At 74.7% G+C, this 16,380-nt stretch carries 17 protein-coding genes; 7 read left to right on the plus strand and 10 right to left on the minus strand.

The window, feature by feature from the left end; genetic code table 11:
• Nucleotides 1-160 precede the first annotated feature (160 nt).
• Nucleotides 161-721 (plus strand): hypothetical protein, encoded by a 561-nt coding sequence (locus tag KBX06_RS21345; RefSeq protein ID WP_210837850.1) that lies wholly within the window; start codon nt 161-163, stop codon nt 719-721.
• 428 nt (nt 722-1,149) lie between these two features.
• On the plus strand, nt 1,150-2,127 hold the full coding sequence (locus KBX06_RS21350; protein ID WP_210837852.1) for an NAD(P)H-quinone oxidoreductase: 978 nt from the start codon (nt 1,150-1,152) through the stop codon (nt 2,125-2,127).
• Here KBX06_RS21350 and soxR read toward each other — a convergent pair.
• The gene (gene soxR / locus KBX06_RS21355; RefSeq protein ID WP_210837854.1) at nt 2,114-2,572 is read right to left on the minus strand and encodes a redox-sensitive transcriptional activator SoxR; all 459 of its coding nucleotides are present in this window, start codon (nt 2,570-2,572) and stop codon (nt 2,114-2,116) included. The two genes, KBX06_RS21350 and soxR, sit on opposite strands and share 14 nt — an antisense overlap.
• 46 nt (nt 2,573-2,618) lie before the next feature.
• On the opposite strand from soxR, the gene KBX06_RS21360 reads away from it, so the two are divergent.
• Together KBX06_RS21360 and KBX06_RS21365 are read left to right on the plus strand one after the other, a co-directional pair.
• Nucleotides 2,619-3,386 (plus strand): transketolase, encoded by a 768-nt coding sequence (locus KBX06_RS21360; RefSeq protein ID WP_210837856.1) that lies wholly within the window; start codon nt 2,619-2,621, stop codon nt 3,384-3,386.
• Between the two features lie 2 nt (nt 3,387-3,388).
• Entirely contained in the window at nt 3,389-4,291 is a 903-nt protein-coding gene (locus tag KBX06_RS21365) for a transketolase family protein (RefSeq protein ID WP_210837858.1), read from the plus strand.
• A 93-nt stretch (nt 4,292-4,384) separates the two neighbouring features.
• Here KBX06_RS21365 and KBX06_RS21370 read toward each other — a convergent pair whose 3' ends face one another.
• Nucleotides 4,385-5,092: a glycosyltransferase family 2 protein gene (locus tag KBX06_RS21370; RefSeq protein WP_210837941.1), complete on the minus strand. Its 708-nt coding sequence runs from the start codon at nt 5,090-5,092 to the stop codon at nt 4,385-4,387.
• Between the two features lie 121 nt (nt 5,093-5,213).
• On the opposite strand from KBX06_RS21370, the gene KBX06_RS21375 reads away from it, so the two are divergent.
• A complete protein-coding gene (locus KBX06_RS21375; RefSeq protein ID WP_247686381.1) occupies nt 5,214-7,502 on the plus strand; it encodes a hypothetical protein in 2,289 nt (762 codons plus the stop codon).
• Nucleotides 7,503-7,602: 100 nt separating this feature from the next.
• Here KBX06_RS21375 and KBX06_RS21380 read toward each other — a convergent pair whose 3' ends face one another.
• From KBX06_RS21380 to KBX06_RS21405, 6 genes are all read right to left on the minus strand, one after another.
• A complete protein-coding gene (locus KBX06_RS21380) occupies nt 7,603-8,193 on the minus strand; it encodes a hypothetical protein (RefSeq protein WP_210837860.1) in 591 nt (196 codons plus the stop codon).
• A gap of 55 nt (nt 8,194-8,248) precedes the next feature.
• Nucleotides 8,249-9,667 (minus strand): sensor histidine kinase KdpD, encoded by a 1,419-nt coding sequence (locus KBX06_RS21385; RefSeq protein WP_210837862.1) that lies wholly within the window; start codon nt 9,665-9,667, stop codon nt 8,249-8,251.
• Entirely contained in the window at nt 9,660-10,352 is a 693-nt protein-coding gene (locus tag KBX06_RS21390; protein WP_210837864.1) for a response regulator transcription factor, read from the minus strand. The genes KBX06_RS21385 and KBX06_RS21390 overlap by 8 nt, the downstream gene beginning before the upstream one ends.
• A gap of 67 nt (nt 10,353-10,419) precedes the next feature.
• Nucleotides 10,420-10,932: a hypothetical protein gene (locus tag KBX06_RS21395; protein WP_210837866.1), complete on the minus strand. Its 513-nt coding sequence runs from the start codon at nt 10,930-10,932 to the stop codon at nt 10,420-10,422.
• A gap of 137 nt (nt 10,933-11,069) precedes the next feature.
• Complete coding sequence (locus KBX06_RS21400; RefSeq protein ID WP_210837868.1) at nt 11,070-12,071, minus strand: phosphotransferase; 1,002 nt, start codon at nt 12,069-12,071, stop codon at nt 11,070-11,072.
• A gap of 53 nt (nt 12,072-12,124) precedes the next feature.
• Entirely contained in the window at nt 12,125-13,297 is a 1,173-nt protein-coding gene (locus tag KBX06_RS21405) for an acetyl-CoA C-acyltransferase (protein WP_210837870.1), read from the minus strand.
• 88 nt (nt 13,298-13,385) lie between these two features.
• On the opposite strand from KBX06_RS21405, the gene KBX06_RS21410 reads away from it, so the two are divergent.
• Nucleotides 13,386-13,814, plus strand: a complete 429-nt coding sequence (locus KBX06_RS21410; protein ID WP_210837872.1) for a PH domain-containing protein — start codon at nt 13,386-13,388, stop codon at nt 13,812-13,814.
• A gap of 63 nt (nt 13,815-13,877) precedes the next feature.
• On the opposite strand, the gene KBX06_RS21415 is transcribed toward KBX06_RS21410, so the two are convergent.
• The gene (locus KBX06_RS21415) at nt 13,878-14,792 is read right to left on the minus strand and encodes a rhomboid family intramembrane serine protease (protein ID WP_210837874.1); all 915 of its coding nucleotides are present in this window, start codon (nt 14,790-14,792) and stop codon (nt 13,878-13,880) included.
• 93 nt (nt 14,793-14,885) lie between these two features.
• On the minus strand, nt 14,886-15,416 hold the full coding sequence (locus KBX06_RS21420) for a peptidylprolyl isomerase (protein WP_210837877.1): 531 nt from the start codon (nt 15,414-15,416) through the stop codon (nt 14,886-14,888).
• 84 nt (nt 15,417-15,500) lie between these two features.
• Between KBX06_RS21420 and KBX06_RS21425 the strand changes: the two genes are divergently transcribed.
• On the plus strand, nt 15,501-16,316 hold the full coding sequence (locus KBX06_RS21425; RefSeq protein WP_210837879.1) for a hypothetical protein: 816 nt from the start codon (nt 15,501-15,503) through the stop codon (nt 16,314-16,316).
• Nucleotides 16,317-16,380: the final 64 nt, after the last annotated feature.

A 16,380-nucleotide genomic window follows, 5' to 3' on the forward strand; every position in this document is an offset into this window, starting at 1 on the left:
ACACGCGCTGCCCGGCTGCGGACTGCCGCGCATCTGCATCAGGAACGACGGCGACAGTAGGGCGTGAACGCGTCCGCGCTCTACGCGCCTCCGTATTCTTCCAAGGCCTTCCGTTGGGTCCTTGTTCTATACCAAATCCCATCATCGTCACGGAGAAGCGATGCAATTCCTTCCTTCACTCAAGAAGGCCGGTGCGGCGTTCATCGTCATGATCGGCACGGCCGCCGCCGTCCTCTTCGCCTCGGCAGCACCTGCACAGGCCAGCGGGTGGATCTGCGGGGCAGTGCCAGCGGGCTACATCGTCACGGCACAAAACACCCAGTACTGCGGTCCCGGGGGTGTGGTGGCGCAGTACATCGAGCCGGTCCGTGGCAACGTGTGGATCTGCAGCGGCCTCCCCGCCGGCTACATGGTGACCGCCCAGAACGCGGGCGAGAGTAAGCCCTGCGTCGGCAACATCGTGGCGCAGTACATCGAGCCGGTCCGTGGCAACGTGTGGATCTGCAGCGGCCTCCCCGCCGGCTACATCGTGACCGCCCAGAACGCGGGCGAGAGTAAGCCCTGCGTCGGCAACATCGTGGCGCAGTTGATCGAGCCGGTCCGTGGCAACGTGTGGATCTGCAGCGGCGTTCCCACCGGCTACAAGGCCATCTACTGGAACTCAAGCTCGAGCAAGCCGTGCGTCGGCAACATCGTGGCTCAGTACATCGTGAAGCTCTGACCTTCTGACCGCTCCGCTCCAAGCCCGAGTGACTGGTCGCAGCACTGCGAACCCGTCACTCGGGCATCTACCTCGTCGCCCGCCAGGTCCTCACCGAACCCGAAGCCGGCTTGTTCACCCTCGCCCCGCCGACGACGTCCCCGTAACCCCCACCACCAGGGCCTCTAACGAACCGCCAAACCCACATCGGACATGGCCTCCCGAACCACCCTCTGAGATGATCGGCGGCGTGTGGGAGACCCCGTCGGTGGTGCTGATCAGCGGAATCATGGCCGCCGAAAGGCCCACTGTGGCCCAGCGGCTGCCCCGCGCGGTGCACCTGCGCGACGACGTCTTCCGGCGGACGGTGGACAGCGGCGCGGACGCGGACGGTGGACAGGATCCTGGCCCGGGGGTGGACCGACGGACGGGTGGGGTAGACACGGAGCATGCGCGCGATGACGATCCCGGAGCCCGGCGGACCCGACGCACTGGTCTGGAGCGAGGTGCCCGATCCCGAGCCCGGTCCCGGCGAGGTGGTCGTCGACGTGCGGGCCAGCGCGGTGAACCGGGCCGACCTGCTGCAACGGCAGGGGCACTACCCGCCGCCGCCGGGTGCGTCCGCGTACCCCGGGCTGGAGTGCTCCGGGGTGATCAGCGCGGTCGGCCCCGACGTGGCCGGCTGGGAGGTGGGCCGGGAGGTCTGCGCGCTGCTGGCCGGTGGCGGCTACGCGGAGCGGGTGGCGGTGCCGGCCGGGCAGCTCCTGCCGGTGCCGGCCGGCGTCGACCTGGTCGACGCGGCGGCGCTGCCGGAGGTCGCCTGCACGGTGTGGTCGAACGTGGTGCAGGTGGCCCGGCTCGGGCGGGGCGAGACGCTGCTGCTGCACGGCGGTGGCAGCGGGATCGGCACCTTCGCGATCCAGCTCGGGGCGGCGCTCGGCGCGCTGGTGGTGGTCACCGCCCGGGCCGCCAAGCACGAGCGGCTGCGTGAGCTGGGCGCGGCGCACACGATCGACTACCGCGAGCAGGACTTCGTCGAGGAGGTCCGGCGGGTCACCGGCGGCCGGGGCGCGGACGTCATCCTGGACATCATGGGCGCCGCCTACCTGCCCCGGAACGTGGCGGCGCTGGCCACCGGCGGCCGGCTGGTGGTGATCGGCATGCAGGGCGGCCGCAGGGGCGAGCTGGATCTCGGGGCGCTGCTGGCCAAGCGGGGCACGATCGCGGCCACCGCGCTGCGGTCCCGGCCGCTGGTGGAGAAGGCGGAGATCGTACGCGGCGTCCGCGAAGAGGTCTGGCCGCTGGTCAAGTTGGGGGCGGTCCGGCCGGTCGTTGACCGGCGGGTGCCGATGACCGAGGCGGCCCGGGCGCACCGGCTGGTCGAGTCGAACGACCACGTCGGCAAGGTGCTGCTCACGACGGGCTGACGCCAGCCGCGCGGGGTTGCACGAGGCGGGCGCCGGGGCCCTCGCCGGCGAGGGAGTCGCCGGGGTTGTTGAGCGTGCAGCGTTGCAGGGACAGGCAGCCGCAGCCGATGCAGCCGTCGAGGTCGTCGCGCAGCTTGGTCATCAGCCGGATCTTCTCGTCGAGCCGCTCCCGCCAGGTCGCGGAGAGCCGCGCCCAGTCCTCCGCCGTGGGGACCCGCGAGGCCGGCAGGGAGTCCAGCGCCTCCCGGATCTCCTCCAGCGAGATACCGACCTGCTGGGAGATCCGGACGAACGCCACCCGGCGCAGCTCGGTGCGGGCGTAGCGGCGCTGGTTGCCGCCCGTGCGCTCCGCCCGGATGAGCCCGAGCCGCTCGTAGTAGCGCAGCGCCGAGGGCGCCACGCCGCTGCGGGTGGAGAGCTGGCCGATGGTCAGGGACTCGTACATCACATCGCCTTGAGTTGAAGTTGACTTCAGCTTGCAGGCTAGCGGCATGACCACCACCACCGCCAGCGCGGGTCCGGCCCCGGCCGCCGCGCCACCCCCCGACCCGGCACCCACGCCACCTGGCCACCCGACCGCCCCGCCGCTGCCGGCACCCGTCGCGCCGCTGTACGAGCGGGTCCGCGCGGGCCGGGAGTTCGGCGCGAACGTCCGCTCCACCGTCGACGTGCTCTGGGTGCTCTACGACCGGATCCTGCGCGTCACCCCGCAGACCGTCGACGACCCCGGGCGGGACCGGTTCCTGCTCTCCAAGGGGCACGCCGTCGCCGGCTACTACGCCGTGCTCGCCGCGAAGGGATTCGTCCCCGCCGACTGGCTGGACGACCAGGGCGGGCCCCACAGCCTGCTCGGCGACCACCCCGACCGGATGCTGGTGCCCGGGGTGGAGATCGGCTCCGGCTCGTTGGGCCACGGGCTCGGGCTCGGCGTGGGCACCGCGCTCGGGCTGCGCGCCCAGGGCCTGCTGACGCCCCGGGTCCACGTGCTGCTCGGCGACGCGGAGCTGGACGAGGGCTCCAACCACGAGGCGATCGCGTACGCGGGGGCGACCGGGCTGGGCAGCCTGACCGCGATCGTGGTCGACAACGGCTCCGCCACGCACGGCTGGTCGGGTGGCGCCGCGGCCCGGTTCACCGTGAACGGCTGGACCGCCGCCACCGTCGACGGGCACGACCACGACGCCCTGCACACCGCCCTGACCGGGCACGACAACCACCGGCCGCACGTCGTCGTCGCGGTCGTCGACCAGGGGGAGTGACAGTGCGAAACCGATTCGTCGAGACCACCACCGAGTTGCTGGCGCGGGATCCGCGTACGGCCCTGGTGCTGGCGGACATCTCCGCCGACGCGTTCACCCCGGCCTTCGACCGGCACCCGGACCGGGTGCTCAACGTCGGGATCCGGGAACAACTGCTGGTGGGCGTGGCCGGCGGACTCGCCCTGACCGGGCTCCGGCCGATCGCCCACAGCTACGCGCCGTTCCTGATCGAGCGGGCGTACGAGCAGATCAAGCTCGACCTGGACCACCAGGGCGTGCACGCGGTGCTGGTCAGCATCGGCGCGTCGTACGACCGGGCGGAGTCCGGGCGTACCCACCTGTCGCCGGCCGACGTCTCGCTCGTCGACACCCTGCACGGCTGGACCGTGCACGTTCCCGGCCACCCCGACGAGGTACCCGCGCTGCTGCGGGACGCGGTGGCCGCCGACGGCTCGGCGTACCTGCGGCTGTCCACCCTGCACAACGCCCGCCCGTACGGCGGCGACGGCGCGCTGCGGGTGCTCCGGGACGCGGGGCCGGGCGCGCCGCTGCTGGTCGCGGTGGGCCCGGTGCTGGACGCGGCGCTGGCGGCGGTCGGCGACCTGGGCGTGACGGTGGCCTACACCCACCGGCCGCGGCCGTTCGACACGGCGGGGCTGCGGGCGTTGGCCGGCGACGCGGTGATCCTGGTGGAGCCCTACCTGGCCGGGACATCGGCCCGGGTGGTGTCGGCGGCCCTGGCCGACCGGCCGCACCGGCTGCTGGCGCTCGGTGTGGGACGGGAGGAGTTGCGCCGCTACGGCTCGGCCGAGGACCACACCCGCTGGCACGGGGTGGACGCCGCCGGGCTGCGCCGCTCGGTCGCCGGGTTCCTGGCAGCGGCGCCGGTGCCGGCCGGCCGCTGAGGCACGATGGCCGCCGGGCCACGGCAGGCGGGGCGGGCCGGGGGCGAGGAGGCCGTTCCGGCGGGCGACGCGGGGGTGGTCAGCAGGGAGGAGTCAGCGGGTCGAGGCGCCGAGGGGGCGGCGGCGGGTGCGCTCGCGGCCGAGGATCCAGATCGCCTCGACGCCGTCCTTCCAGGTGATCTTCTTGCCCTCTTCGCGGCCCCGCGCCCGGTAGCTGATCGGGACCTCGTAGGGGCGGATGCGCTGGCGCAGCAGCTTGCCGGTGACCTCGGCCTCCATGCCGAAGCCGCGCGAGCGGACGTCGAGCGAGCGGTAGAGCGCCACCGGCATCAGCTTGAAGCAGGTCTCCAGGTCGCCGATGTAGGAGTTGAACAGCACGTTCGCCGCCATCGTGACGCCCTTGTTGCCCATCACGTACCAGAAGCTGTAGGCGCTGTGGCTGCCGAAGGTGCGGTTGCCGTAGACCACGGTGGCCCGCCCGTCGAGCACCGGGTCGAGCAGCTTGGGGATGTCCTGCGGGTCGTACTCCAGGTCGGCGTCGAGAATGACGATGTAGTCGCCCTCGGCGTTGTCGACCGCCGTCCTGATGGCGGCGCCCTTACCGGCGTTGCGCTGGTGGGTGATGACCCGCAGGCGCGCGTCGTCGGCCCGACCGAGGATCTCACCGGTGCCGTCCCGGCTGCCGTCGTCGACCACGACCAGCTCGATCTCACACGGGTAGTCGACCGCCAATGCCTGCTTGAGGGCATCCGCGATGCGTTCTTCCTCGTTGTAGACCGGCATGAGGATCGAGAGCTTCACGGGAATCTCCACGGTGGCGACGATATGTCGGCCCTAGCCTAGCCTGGCCACCAGCGACACGGTGTTCAGCACTGCGGACAGTGGGCGCGGCGGACTCAGGTCGATGGTGTTTACTGCCGCCATGTCGGCAGTCGGCTACCCGCTCGTCCTGGCGCCGGTCGCCGCGATCGGACTGCTCGCCGTGGCGCTCCGGCCGGTCGTGCCCGGCACCGTCGCCCGGCGGCGCCTCGCGCTGCTCCGGGCGGCTGTGGTCACCGGCGCCTTCGCGGTGCTCACCGTCGAGCTGATGGGCGCGCTACGGCTGCTCACCCTGCCCGCGTTCGCCGCCGCCTGGCTGTCGTTCCTCGCCGCCGCGGTCACCGCCGCCGGCTGGCGACGCCGCCGGGACGCCGCGCGTGGCACGGCCCGGGCCGCCACCCACCGCGCGGTCGAGGTCGTCGCCGCGCCCGAACCGGCGCTGGTCGGCGCGGCGGCCGGGCCGGCCGCCGGCACCCCGCCCCCCGCGCTCCCGCCGCCGGCCGCCGCGCGCCCCGTCGCGGCCCGCCGCGCCGGCTGGTCGACCCGGCTGGCCCACGCCTGGCGTACGGCGGGTCGGGGCGAGCGGCTGCTCGCCGGCACGGTCGGCGGACTGCTGCTGGTCGAGTTGCTGATCGCGCTGCTGGCCGAGCCGAACAACTTCGACTCGCAGACCTACCACCTGCCCAAGGTGGAGCACTGGGTGGCCCGGGGCGGCCTGGACTTCTGGCCCACCGCCATCCACCGGCAGGTGACCATCCCGCCCGGTGCCGAGTACCTGCTGCTGCACCTGCGCCTGTTCACCGGCGGGGACGCGCTGCACAACCTGGTGCAGTGGGCGGCCGGCGTCGGCGTACTGCTGGCGGCCACCCGGATCACCGCACAGCTCGGCGGGGGACGCCGGGCCCAACTGCTCACCGCGTTCGTGCTCGCCACCACCCCGATGGTGGCGCTCCAGGCGACCAGCACCCAGACGGACCTGGTCTGCGCCGCGTGGGTGGCCTGCGCGGCGACGGTGGCGCTGGACGGGCTGCGTCGGCCCGCCGGGGTCGGGGCGATGCTGGCGCTGGGCGCGGCCACCGGGCTGACCGCGCTGACCAAGACCAGCGGCCTGGTCGCGGTCGGGCCGCTGCTGCTGCTCTGGGGGCTGGCCCAGCTCCGACTGGCCCGCACCGGCCCCGCACCGGACCGCACGGGACCGGACCGCACCGGACCGGCCCGCACCGGACCGGACCGCGCGGGACCGGACCGCGCGGCGGCGCTCGGCGGGGGCACCGACGCCGTCGACCCGGCCCCGGCCGGTGACTCGCGGCCCCGGCGGCAGGTGCGCCGGACCGTCGCCGGGTCGGCGCTGATCCTGCTCGTCGCGACGGTGGTGGTCGGGCCGTTCCTGGCCCGGGTGACCGCCGAGTTCGGGCACCCGCTCGGGCCACCCCGGCTGCGCGAGTCCATCCCGATGGAGCGGCACGACCCGCCGTCGCTGGTCGTCAACGCGCTGCGGATCGCGCACACCGCGTTCGACACGCCGCTCGCGCCGCTGCGCCGGGCGGGCGCCGAGGCGATCATCGGCGGCGCCCGGCTGATCGGGGTGGACCCGCAGGACCGGGCCACCACCTTCGGAAGGGAACGGTTCCCGGAGCCGTCCTGGTATCCGGACGAGGACCGGGTGGCCTTTCCGCTGGCCGGGGCGCTGGCGGCGATCGGGGCGGCGATAGCGCTGGCCCGCCCCGGCCGGATCAGCCCGACGCAGGCGGGGCCGCTGCGCGCGTACGCGGTGGTCGTGGTGGCGGCCCTGCTGCTGCACACCGCCATGATCAAGTGGCAGCCGTGGGGCAACCGCCTGCTGCTCTACGCGCTGACGCTGGCCGTACCGCTGGCGGGCCTCTGGCTGGACGCGCTGTTCCGGCGCCGGGCCGGCGGCACAGCGGGCCGGCGGTCGGTGGCGGCCGGGCTCGCGGTGAGCGTGCTGGCCACCTGCGCGCTGGCCGGGGTGCTGGCCGTGTCGTACGGCTTCCCGCGCCGGCTGGTCGGAGCGGGCTCGGTCTTCACGACCTCCGAGTGGGACACCCGGTTCCTGCGGCGGCCCCAGTGGGCGGAGGAGTTCCGCTGGGCCGCCGACGCGGTACGCGCGACGGACGCCCGCCGGATCGGCCTGGTGCAGCAGAACGACAACTGGGAGTACCCCTGGTGGCTGCTGCTGCGCGACGCGGACGGGCGGCCGCCGGAGCTGGTGGCGCTCCAGTCGGTGCTGCCCGGCCGCCCGCCGGCCGACCCGGCCTCGGTCGACGCCGTCGTCTGCACCGGTAGCCGGCCGGCGTGCACGGCGCTGGTGCCGGCGGGCTGGCGGGTGCAGTTCCGGGGCTACGTCGGTTACGCCCTCCCACCGGAACGCTGACCCGCGGGACGCCGCACGGTTCGCCCGGACCGCCCGGTCCTGCACCCGGCGGGCAAGGACTCCGAGGCGGGCCCGCCGGCGACGGCGGGCCCCACCCCACCTACTTCTGCCTGGCCGGCACCACGATCAGGCGGGCGACCCCGCCGGCGCCTTCCTTGGCGCCGGCCACGCCGACCGTCGTACCGACCTTGACGTCGGCGGACCGGATCGTCGTACGACGCTCCACGACGCGCAGCTTGTCGCCGAAGGTCCAGGTCATGGTGAAACCGTCGGCGGACTTCACGGTCATCGAGTCGCCGTCGACCGCGGTCACCTCGCCCCGCTGCACGGCGACCGTCTTCGTCCCGCCGTCCTTCGTCCGCACCACGGCCTCGCCGTGCAGGGTGTTCCTCCGCAGCAGCACCCGGGCCTGCCGACGCTCGCGCCGCTCCTCCACCCGCTCCCGCCGCTGCTCCCCGGCCGCGCCCGGCGACGCCCCCGGTGAGGCGGGGGCGGCCATCGGTTCGACGTCCAGGTCGTTGGCGTCGAAGCCCATCGCGGCCAGCGCCTGGCCCTCGGCGCCCAGCGCCGCGACGACCTCGACGGCGGTCTCCCCAGCCGACTGCCCGGCCGGCCCGGCGGCGCCGCACCCGCCGACGCCGAGCGCGACCGCCGCGAGCAGCGCGGTGGTGGCGATTCCCCAACGTGCCATGAGTCTCCCTCTCGTCCGTGGAACCCCAGCCTCCCGCCGTACCGCGAGCGACAGGTCAGACCGATGTTCGGATCCGGTAAGGATCCGGGGGCAGCCGGACGGCGAACGCGGCGCCGCCCTCGGGGGCGTGCCCCGCCGCGATCTCCCCGCCGAGCCGGCGGACCAGGCCGGCGGCGAGCGCCAGCCCCACCCCGCTGCCGACCTTGCGCACCCCCCGGTAACGCTCGTGCAGGGCACCCCGCTCGAAGGCCACCGCCAGGTCGTCGTCGGTGAGGCCCGGTCCGCCGTCGCGGACCTCGACGACGCCGCCCGCCGCCGGGTCCGCCCCGACCGCCCGGACCGCGAGCACGATCGGCGCCCCCGGCGGTACGACCCGCAGCGCGTTCTCCAGCAGCCCGTCCACCACCTGCCGGATCCGACCCGGATCGGTGTACGCCGGCACCGGCGCGTCCGGGACCTCCGCGCGGAACGGCACCCCGACCGCCGCGCACCGGTCGGCCCACGTCCGACCCGCGTCGGCGGCCAGCCGGGCGAGGTCCACCGGCACCGGTTCGAGCGGGAAGTCGGCGGCCTCCAACCGGGCCAACGCCAGCAGGTCACTGACCAGGCGGTCCAGGTGCTGCGCCTCCGCGAGCACGGTACGCCCGGCGCCGGCCGCGTCCGCCGGCCCGATCACCCCGTCGGCCAGTGCCTCGGCGTAGCCCCGGATCGCGGTCAACGGGGTGCGCAATTCGTGCGAGATGGAGAGCAGGAACTCCCGTTGCCGGCCCTCGCTCGTGGCCAGCGCGGCGGCCAGCCCGTTCAGCGCGTACGCCAGGTCGGCCACCTCGTCGGGCGGCTCCACCGGTACGCGTACCGCCCGGTCCCCGGCGCGCAGCCGGGCGGCGGCGTCGGCGGCACGCCGGATCGGCCGGGCCAGCCTGCGGGCGAGCAGCAGCCCGGCGACCACCCCGGCGGCGAGCCCGGCCAGCAGCGGCAGCCAGAGGCTGGGCACGACCTGCCGCCACGGCGCGGTGGGCCGGGACCGGGTCAGCACCACCCCGTCGCCGCCGGGCAGGGCACGTCCCTGGATGAGGGTGCGCCGCCCGTCGAGCGGGCGACGGGTCGACACGTTGCGCCCCTCGGCGACGCGCCGCACCACCCGCGACGGCAGGCCGGGGCGGTCGGCCACCCCGCCCCGGATCAGGTACGCGTCGACGCCCTGGGCGTTGAGCTGCCGGATGATCCGCTCCTCGTCGGCGGTCCGCCCGGTCGCCAACCTGGGGCGCAGCACCTCGGCCGAGAGCCGCGCCTGGGCGGCCAGCGCCTCCTGGTCGCGCCGCTCCACGCCGCGTGCCGCCAGCGGCACCGCGACGATCGCGGTGACCAGCACGGAGACCAGGGCGACCGCGCAGGTGACCAGCACCGCGCGGGAGGTCAGCGTCCGGCCGGGACGGTGCCGAGGCGGTGGCGACGCGGCGGTCGGCTCAGCCATCGGCGGCGTACCCGACGCCCCGGTGGGTGCGGATCACGCCGGCCCCGCCCAGCTTCGACCGGACCTGTGCGACGTGCACGTCGACCGTCCGGGTGCCGGCGTGCGCCGCGTACCCCCACACCCCGGCGAGCAGTTCCTCCCTGGTGAAGACCCGGCCGGGTCGGGCCATCAGGTACGCCAGCAGGTCGAACTCGGTGGAGGTGAGCTGGACCGGGGTGCCTGCGACGGTCACCGTCCGGCGGGTCGGGTCGAGGGCCACCGCGCCGACGACCCGGGGCTGGCCCGTCCCCTCCGGCGTCCCGGCGGTGCGCCGCAGCACCGCCCGCACCCGGGCGACCAGTTCGCGGGGGCTGAACGGCTTGGTGACGTAGTCGTCCGCCCCCAGCTCCAGCCCGACGACGCGGTCCACCTCGTCGTCGCGGGCGGTGAGGAAGATGACCGGAGTCCAGTCGCCGGCCTCGCGCAGCCGCCGGCAGACCTCGGTGCCGGTCAGGGCGGGCAGCGCGATGTCGAGGACGCAGGCCACCGGACGCAGGCGGCGCGCGGCTGCCAGCCCGGCCGCCCCGTCCCGTTCGAGGTGCACGCCGAAGCCGTCCCGGCTCAGGTAGAGCCGGACCAGGTCGGCGATGGCCGGCTCGTCCTCCACCACGAGGACGAGCCCGCGAGGCGGGGCGTCGACGGTCACCGGCCCATGATTGCCGACGCCGCGGCGCCGGAGGGCCGGCGCATGTTCGGGTTCGGTAAAGAAGCGGTCAGCGCACCACGGCGGGGCGCAGGGCGCCGGACCGCGCGACCTGCGACGCCTCGCCGATGGTGGCGACGAGCCGCTCCCGGGGCAGCCGCAGCCGGGTCCGGAAGGCGTGGTCGAGCAGCGCGTCGAGCTGCCACACCTGCTGCGGGTGGCGGGTGCGGATGAGGAACCGCTCGCGGATGCCGTCGATCGCGGTGGCGGCCAGCTCGACCGAGTGCAGGCGCGGGTCGGGGCTCCAGGTGACGTTGCTGAGTTCCCGCAGTTCCGTGTTGAGGTGCAGACGCAGCCGGTGCAGCACGCGGGTCTGCCGGGTGACGACCAGCCGCCGGTGGGTGAGCAGGAACAGGTACTCGCCGGCCATCGGGCGGTCCGGCCGCGCGCACCGGGTGACGAGGATGGTGGCGTCGCCGGAACCGACGCAGCGCCGGAAGACCGGCATGTGCCGGGTGACGGTCTGCACCGCCAGCCCGGCCTCGGAGGCGGCCGGGAGGAACGTGCGGGAGAAGACGTCCATGCCCTGCCCAACGAGGCGCGGCCTGGGGTGACGCGGCTCACGTGGCAGTTCTGGAAGTTCCACGCGCCCGCGTCGCACCGCCTGTCCGGTCTTTTCGCAGGCCCCCGGGGCGGTCGACCGGCATGGCCGCGGCGGGCTCAGACCGGGTCCGGCACGAACAGTTCCTGCAACCAGCCGGGCACCGCGGACGCGTACCGTGCGCGGGTCGGGTCGGAGGTCCGTAGGGCGCGGCGCCAGGAGAGCGCCCGGCTGACCCGGGTCACGCGGACGGCCAGGCGGGCCGCCTCGCGCAGCGTCGCCCGGTCGTGCCCGGCCGACCACGGCTCCAGGTAGGCGTCGCGCAGCCGCACCAGCGCCGGGTCGCCGTCGGGCAGCCCGAACGCGTGCGCGACCGAGTTCAGCGTCACCAGCAGCGTGCCGAACGGGTGGGCCACCGAGGCGTCCCCCCAGTCGAAGAAGCGGTACCCGTCGCCGGCGACGAAGACGTTGCCGTCGTGCAGGTCGTCGTGCTGGACGGTCGGCGCGACGCCCGATCCGGCCAGCCGCCGGCAGTCCTCGGCGAAGGCGGAGCGGTGGGCGCACAGCCGCCCGTACGCCTCGGCGGTGAGCCCGTCCTCCGCCCCGAGCAGCAGCGACTCCTCGTCGCCCAGCAGCGCCCCGAACAGTTCCGGCAGCGCCTCCGGCCGGTGGTCGGGAACGCCGAGGGCGAGCAGCTCGCCGGCATCGGGCGCGACCGCGCGCTGGAGGTCGGCGTACTCGGGCAGGACCCGCTCCCAGTGGGTCAGCAGGGTGCGGTCGCCGCCCAGCGCGTCGCGCAGCGTCCGGCCGCCGTCGGGCAGCAGGGACCAGCCCCGGTCGGCGTCCACGGCGACCGGGTCGAGCACCCGGCCGGGGGCGAGCCGGGTCAACGCGGCCAGCAGCGCGACCTCGTAACGGGTGCCGGGGTTGTTCGCCTTGAACCACACGTCCCCGGCGTCGGTGGGCACCCGCCAGACCAGCGACCAGGGCCGGACCCGGGGCTCGACCGGCCCGACCACCCGGCGGCCGTGCCGGCCGAGACGCTCGCCGATCCAGTCGAGGGCGGTGTCCCGCCAGTGCGGGTCGGCCCAGTCGACGTGCGGCCTGGCGGCGTTGGTCATGCCCGGCAACCTAGCCGCCGCCCTCGCCGTCGGGCCAGGGGTTTTCCCGCCCGCTACAGCAGCTCGACGATGGTCGCGTTGGCCATGCCGCCGCCCTCGCACATCGTCTGGAGGCCGTAGCGGATGTCGTTGTCCCGCATGTGGGCGAGCATGGTGGTCATGATCCGGGCACCGGAGCCGCCGAGCGGGTGGCCGAGGGCGATCGCGCCGCCGCGCGGGTTGAGCCGCTCCGGGTCCGCCTCGGTCTCCGCCAGCCAGGCCAGCGGCACCGGCGCGAACGCCTCGTTCACCTCGTACACCCCGATCTCCTCGATGCCCAGGCCCGCGCGGCGCAGCGCCTTCGCGGTGGCCGGGATGGGCGCGGTGAGCATGGTGACGGGGTCGTCGGCGGCGACGACGGCGGTGTGCACGCGCGCCAGCGGGCGCAGGCCGTGCCGGCTGGCCCATTCGCTGGTGGTTACGGCGAGCGCCGCCGCGCCGTCGGAGATCTGCGACGCGGAGCCGGCGGTGACGACGCCGTCGGGGCGGAACGGGGTGGCCAGCTCGCCGAGCTTCTCCAGCGTGGTGTCCCGCCGGATGCCCTCGTCGGCGGCGAACTTGCCGCCGTCGGCCAGGGCGACCGGGGCGATCTCGGCGTCGAAGGCGCCGGCGTCCTGCGCGGCGGCGGCCTTCTCGTGGCTGGCGAGGGCGAACTCGTCGAGCTGCGCGCGGGAGAGACGCCACCGCTCGGCGATCAGCTCCGCCCCGACGCCCTGGTTGAACGGCAGCGGCGCGTCGTCGGCGAAGCCCTCGACGCCCCGGTAGCGGTCGCGCAGCTGGTCGCTGAACGGCGAGCCGTCGGCCACGCTGGAGCCCATGGCGACCCGGGTCATCGACTCGACGCCGCCGGCGACGACCAGGTCGGCCTGGCCGGAGAGGACGGTGGCGGCGGCGAAGTGCAGGGCCTGCTGGCTGGAGCCGCACTGCCGGTCGAGCGTGGTGCCGGGCACCGACTCGGGCCAGCCGGCGGCGAGCACGCCGTTGCGGGCGATGTTCCACGACTGGTCGCCGACCTGGGAGACGCAGCCCCAGACCACGTCGTCGACCTGCGCCGGGTCGATGCCGGTGCGCTCGGCGAGAGCGCGCAGCACGTGCGCCGAGAGGTCGACCGGGTGCACGGCGGCCAGGCTGCCCTTGCGCCGCCCCACCGGGGTGCGTACCGCGCCGACGATGACTGCGTCACTCATGACTACTCCCCGGTAACTTGGGCCGGCCCCGATCCTACGTCGTCGGCGGTCCGGGCGTCCTCCCCCGGTGCCCTGGCATGCTGAACGGATGCCTCCACACCCGGCCCCGAACCGGCAGTGGCGGGTGCCGCCCGCCCTGCCGGCGCTCAAGCTGACCGGCGCGGTCGCGCTGCTCGCGCTGGCGCTGCTCCTCGACGGGGGCGACCCGGTCCGGTTGGCGCTGGCCGTCCTCACGGCCGCGGCACTCGCCGGCTGGGCGGCGCGGGACCTGATCGTGCCGGTCCGGCTCGCGGTGGACCCGGACGGGATCACGGTTGTCCAGGGCTTCGCCGGGCACCGGCGGCTGCCCTGGTCGGCCGTCGAGAAGGTCACCGTGGACCGCCGCGCCCGGCGGGGCGTGACCAGCGAGCTGCTGGAGATCGACGCGGGGGAGTCACTGCACCTCTTCGGCCGCCACGACCTCGGCACGGATCCCGCCGAGGTCGCCGACGCCCTGCACGAGGCCCGACCGCGCTGAGCGGCACCCCGCGCCGCCCCGGCCCGCCCGCCGTTCGGCGGTGACCGGCCGGGGAGACGGGCGTCAGCCGCCGACGATGGCCGCCGTGCGGACCAGGGCCAGGCCGACCAGCACCGCCACGATCACCGCACCGCCCGCGAGCTGCACCAGCGACCGCCGCGACCTCGGGGCGTACGCGAACACGAGCGCCAGCAGCCCGCCGATCACCAGGCCGCCCAGGTGCCCGGGGATCGAGATGCCCGGCACGGTGAACGTGAAGACCAGGTTGATCACCAGGATGGGTAGCACCTGGGAGATGTCCCGCCCCATCTTCCGTTCGATGACCACCAGCGCGGCGAACAGGCCGAAGATCGACGTGGAGGCGCCGGCGGTGAGCTGGTTCTCCGCGCTGAACAGGTAGGCGGCGACGTTCCCGCCCAGCCCGGCGACCAGATAGAGCGCCAGGAAGCGCAGCGGCCCGAGGCTGGCCTCCAGCGACCGGCCGAGCACCCACAGCGCCCACATGTTCAGCAGCAGGTGGACCACGCCGTAGTGCAGGAACATCGCGGTGACCAGGCGGTACCACTCGCCCTCGGCGATGCCGCCGACCGTGCCGTCGGGGAAGAGCGCACCGCCGAGCACGGAGCCCCAGTCGGTCAGCGGGGTGCTGCCGCCCATCAGGCCGCCGAAGCCGGAGCCGCCGACCGCAGCGTCCCCGCCCCGGTCGGAGGCGATGGAGAGCAGCATCATCAGCACGTTGAGCGCGATCAGCGCCCTGGTGACGTAGCCGTGCCGGCCGGCGGCACCGCCACCGAAGGCGGTACGCGCCGGCCGCACGCTACGACGTCCCTCCGCCACGCACTCCGGGCACTGGAACCCGACCGACGCCTCCCGCATGCAGTCCGGGCAGATCGGCCGGTCGCAGCGGGTGCAGCGGACGTACGTCTCCCGGCCGGGGTGCCGGTAGCAGATCGGGGTGGTGGGTGGCGACTCGCTCACCGCACCCGCCCGCCGTCGCGGATCACACGGACCACCAACCGGGCCCGGCCCTCGGAGCGCTCAGTCATGCCGGCAAAGGTACCTCGGGACCGCTCAGGCAGCCGCCCGCTCGATCTCGACCCGCTCGATGACGACGTCCTGAAGCGGCCGGTCGTTCGGGCCGGTCGGGGTGTTGGCGATCGCGTCGACGACCTTCACGGACTGCTCGTCGGCCACCTTCCCGAAGATGGTGTGCCGGTTGTTCAGGTGCGGCGTCGGCGACACGGTGATGAAGAACTGCGAGCCGTTGGTGCCCGGCCCGGCGTTCGCCATCGCCAGCAGGTACGGCTGGTCGAAGCGCAGCTCCGGGTGAAACTCGTCACCGAACTTGTAGCCGGGGCCACCGCGGCCGGTGCCGGTCGGGTCGCCCATCTGGATCATGAAGCCGCCGATCACCCGGTGCGAGATGGTGCCGTCGTAGTACGGCCCGCTGCCCGGCTGGCCCGTACGCGGGTCGGTGTATTCGCGGTTGCCCTCCGCCAGGTCGACGAAGTTGCGGACGGTCTTCGGGGCGTGGTTGCCGAAGAGCTCCAGCCGGATCGGGCCAGCGTTGGTGTGCAAGGTGGCGTAGACAGCCTCGGCCACGGGTACTCCTCACTCGTTGGTCAGTTCCATGCGGATCCTCCCATGTGCCCGATCTGGCAGTGCGGAGGCATCCGAAGGTGGAGGATGACGAAGGAACAACTCCCAGGAGGTGGGACCGTGTTTGGAATCGTGCGGCGCAAGACCCAGGGTCAGCTGGCCAAGGTGGAGCTGAACCAGGGACTCGGTCACCTGAGGCAGGCCGCGACGTACGCCGCGAAGGGTGCCGGCGCCACCGTCGCCCCGCGGGTCCAGGCGGCCCGGGGCGCCGTCGCGCCGACGGCCGTCATCGTGCGCGACCGCGCGTCCAGCGGCCTCGCGTCCACGGTCGCCGCGCTCGCGCCGCTGGCCCTGGCCGTCCGCAAGGCGCAGGCCGAGGCGGCCGGCAAGGCGGTCACCGGCCGGAAGGCCCTGTCAGCCAAGCAGGCCGCGGCCGGCAGGAAGGCCAAGGCGAAGAACATGAAGGCTTCCCGGAAGAAGAACTCCCGGCGGGGCGGGTCGATGATGACGGGCCTGCTCGCGGCCGGCGCGGTGGCCGGGGTCGCCGCGATGGCGGTACGGCGGCGCCGGGAGCAGCAGGAGTGGGCCGAGTACGACCCGACCCGCAAGCTGGAGCCGATGCGTGACGAGGTGGAGACCATGGAGATCCGTACCCCCGTGACCGACGCCTCGACGACGTCGAGCGGCTCGGGTGTGGCCGGCGGCCCGACCGGCGCCGGCAGCTCGGCGGTGGCCGGCGGCGACAGCGCCTCCACCACCACCCCGGGCAAGCAGCCGACGGTCCACGCGACGGGCAAGGTCCCGTCGGTGGCCGAGGGGGCCAAGGACACCTCGGGCCGTCCGGCGGACGACCTGACCGAGGCCCTCGGCAAGGGCGGCGCCAAGACCAACGGCCGCCGCTGACCCCCTGTCGGTAGTCGGAAAGCGCCGGCGCAGCGGCTCCCGCCGCCCCGCCGGCGCTTCCGCG

The sequence above is a fragment of the Micromonospora sp. C31 genome (genome assembly GCF_018070575.1).
Taxonomy (GTDB): domain Bacteria; phylum Actinomycetota; class Actinomycetes; order Mycobacteriales; family Micromonosporaceae; genus Micromonospora.

Excerpts from the sequence above, each read along its gene's own strand:
- KBX06_RS21405 (WP_210837870.1), bottom strand. The coding sequence starts at position 13,297 with ATGAGTGACGCAGTCATCGTCGGCGCGGTACGCACCCCGGTGGGGCGG.
- KBX06_RS21425 (WP_210837879.1), top strand. The coding sequence starts at position 15,501 with ATGACGAAGGAACAACTCCCAGGAGGTGGGACCGTGTTTGGAATCGTG.
- KBX06_RS21400 (WP_210837868.1), bottom strand. The coding sequence starts at position 12,071 with ATGACCAACGCCGCCAGGCCGCACGTCGACTGGGCCGACCCGCACTGG.
- KBX06_RS21380 (WP_210837860.1), bottom strand. The coding sequence starts at position 8,193 with ATGGCACGTTGGGGAATCGCCACCACCGCGCTGCTCGCGGCGGTCGCG.
- KBX06_RS21375 (WP_247686381.1), top strand. The coding sequence starts at position 5,214 with ATGTCGGCAGTCGGCTACCCGCTCGTCCTGGCGCCGGTCGCCGCGATC.
- KBX06_RS21410 (WP_210837872.1), top strand. The coding sequence starts at position 13,386 with ATGCCTCCACACCCGGCCCCGAACCGGCAGTGGCGGGTGCCGCCCGCC.
- soxR (WP_210837854.1), bottom strand. The coding sequence starts at position 2,572 with ATGTACGAGTCCCTGACCATCGGCCAGCTCTCCACCCGCAGCGGCGTG.
- KBX06_RS21395 (WP_210837866.1), bottom strand. The coding sequence starts at position 10,932 with ATGGACGTCTTCTCCCGCACGTTCCTCCCGGCCGCCTCCGAGGCCGGG.
- KBX06_RS21350 (WP_210837852.1), top strand. The coding sequence starts at position 1,150 with ATGCGCGCGATGACGATCCCGGAGCCCGGCGGACCCGACGCACTGGTC.
- KBX06_RS21345 (WP_210837850.1), top strand. The coding sequence starts at position 161 with ATGCAATTCCTTCCTTCACTCAAGAAGGCCGGTGCGGCGTTCATCGTC.
- KBX06_RS21385 (WP_210837862.1), bottom strand. The coding sequence starts at position 9,667 with ATGGCTGAGCCGACCGCCGCGTCGCCACCGCCTCGGCACCGTCCCGGC.
- KBX06_RS21360 (WP_210837856.1), top strand. The coding sequence starts at position 2,619 with ATGACCACCACCACCGCCAGCGCGGGTCCGGCCCCGGCCGCCGCGCCA.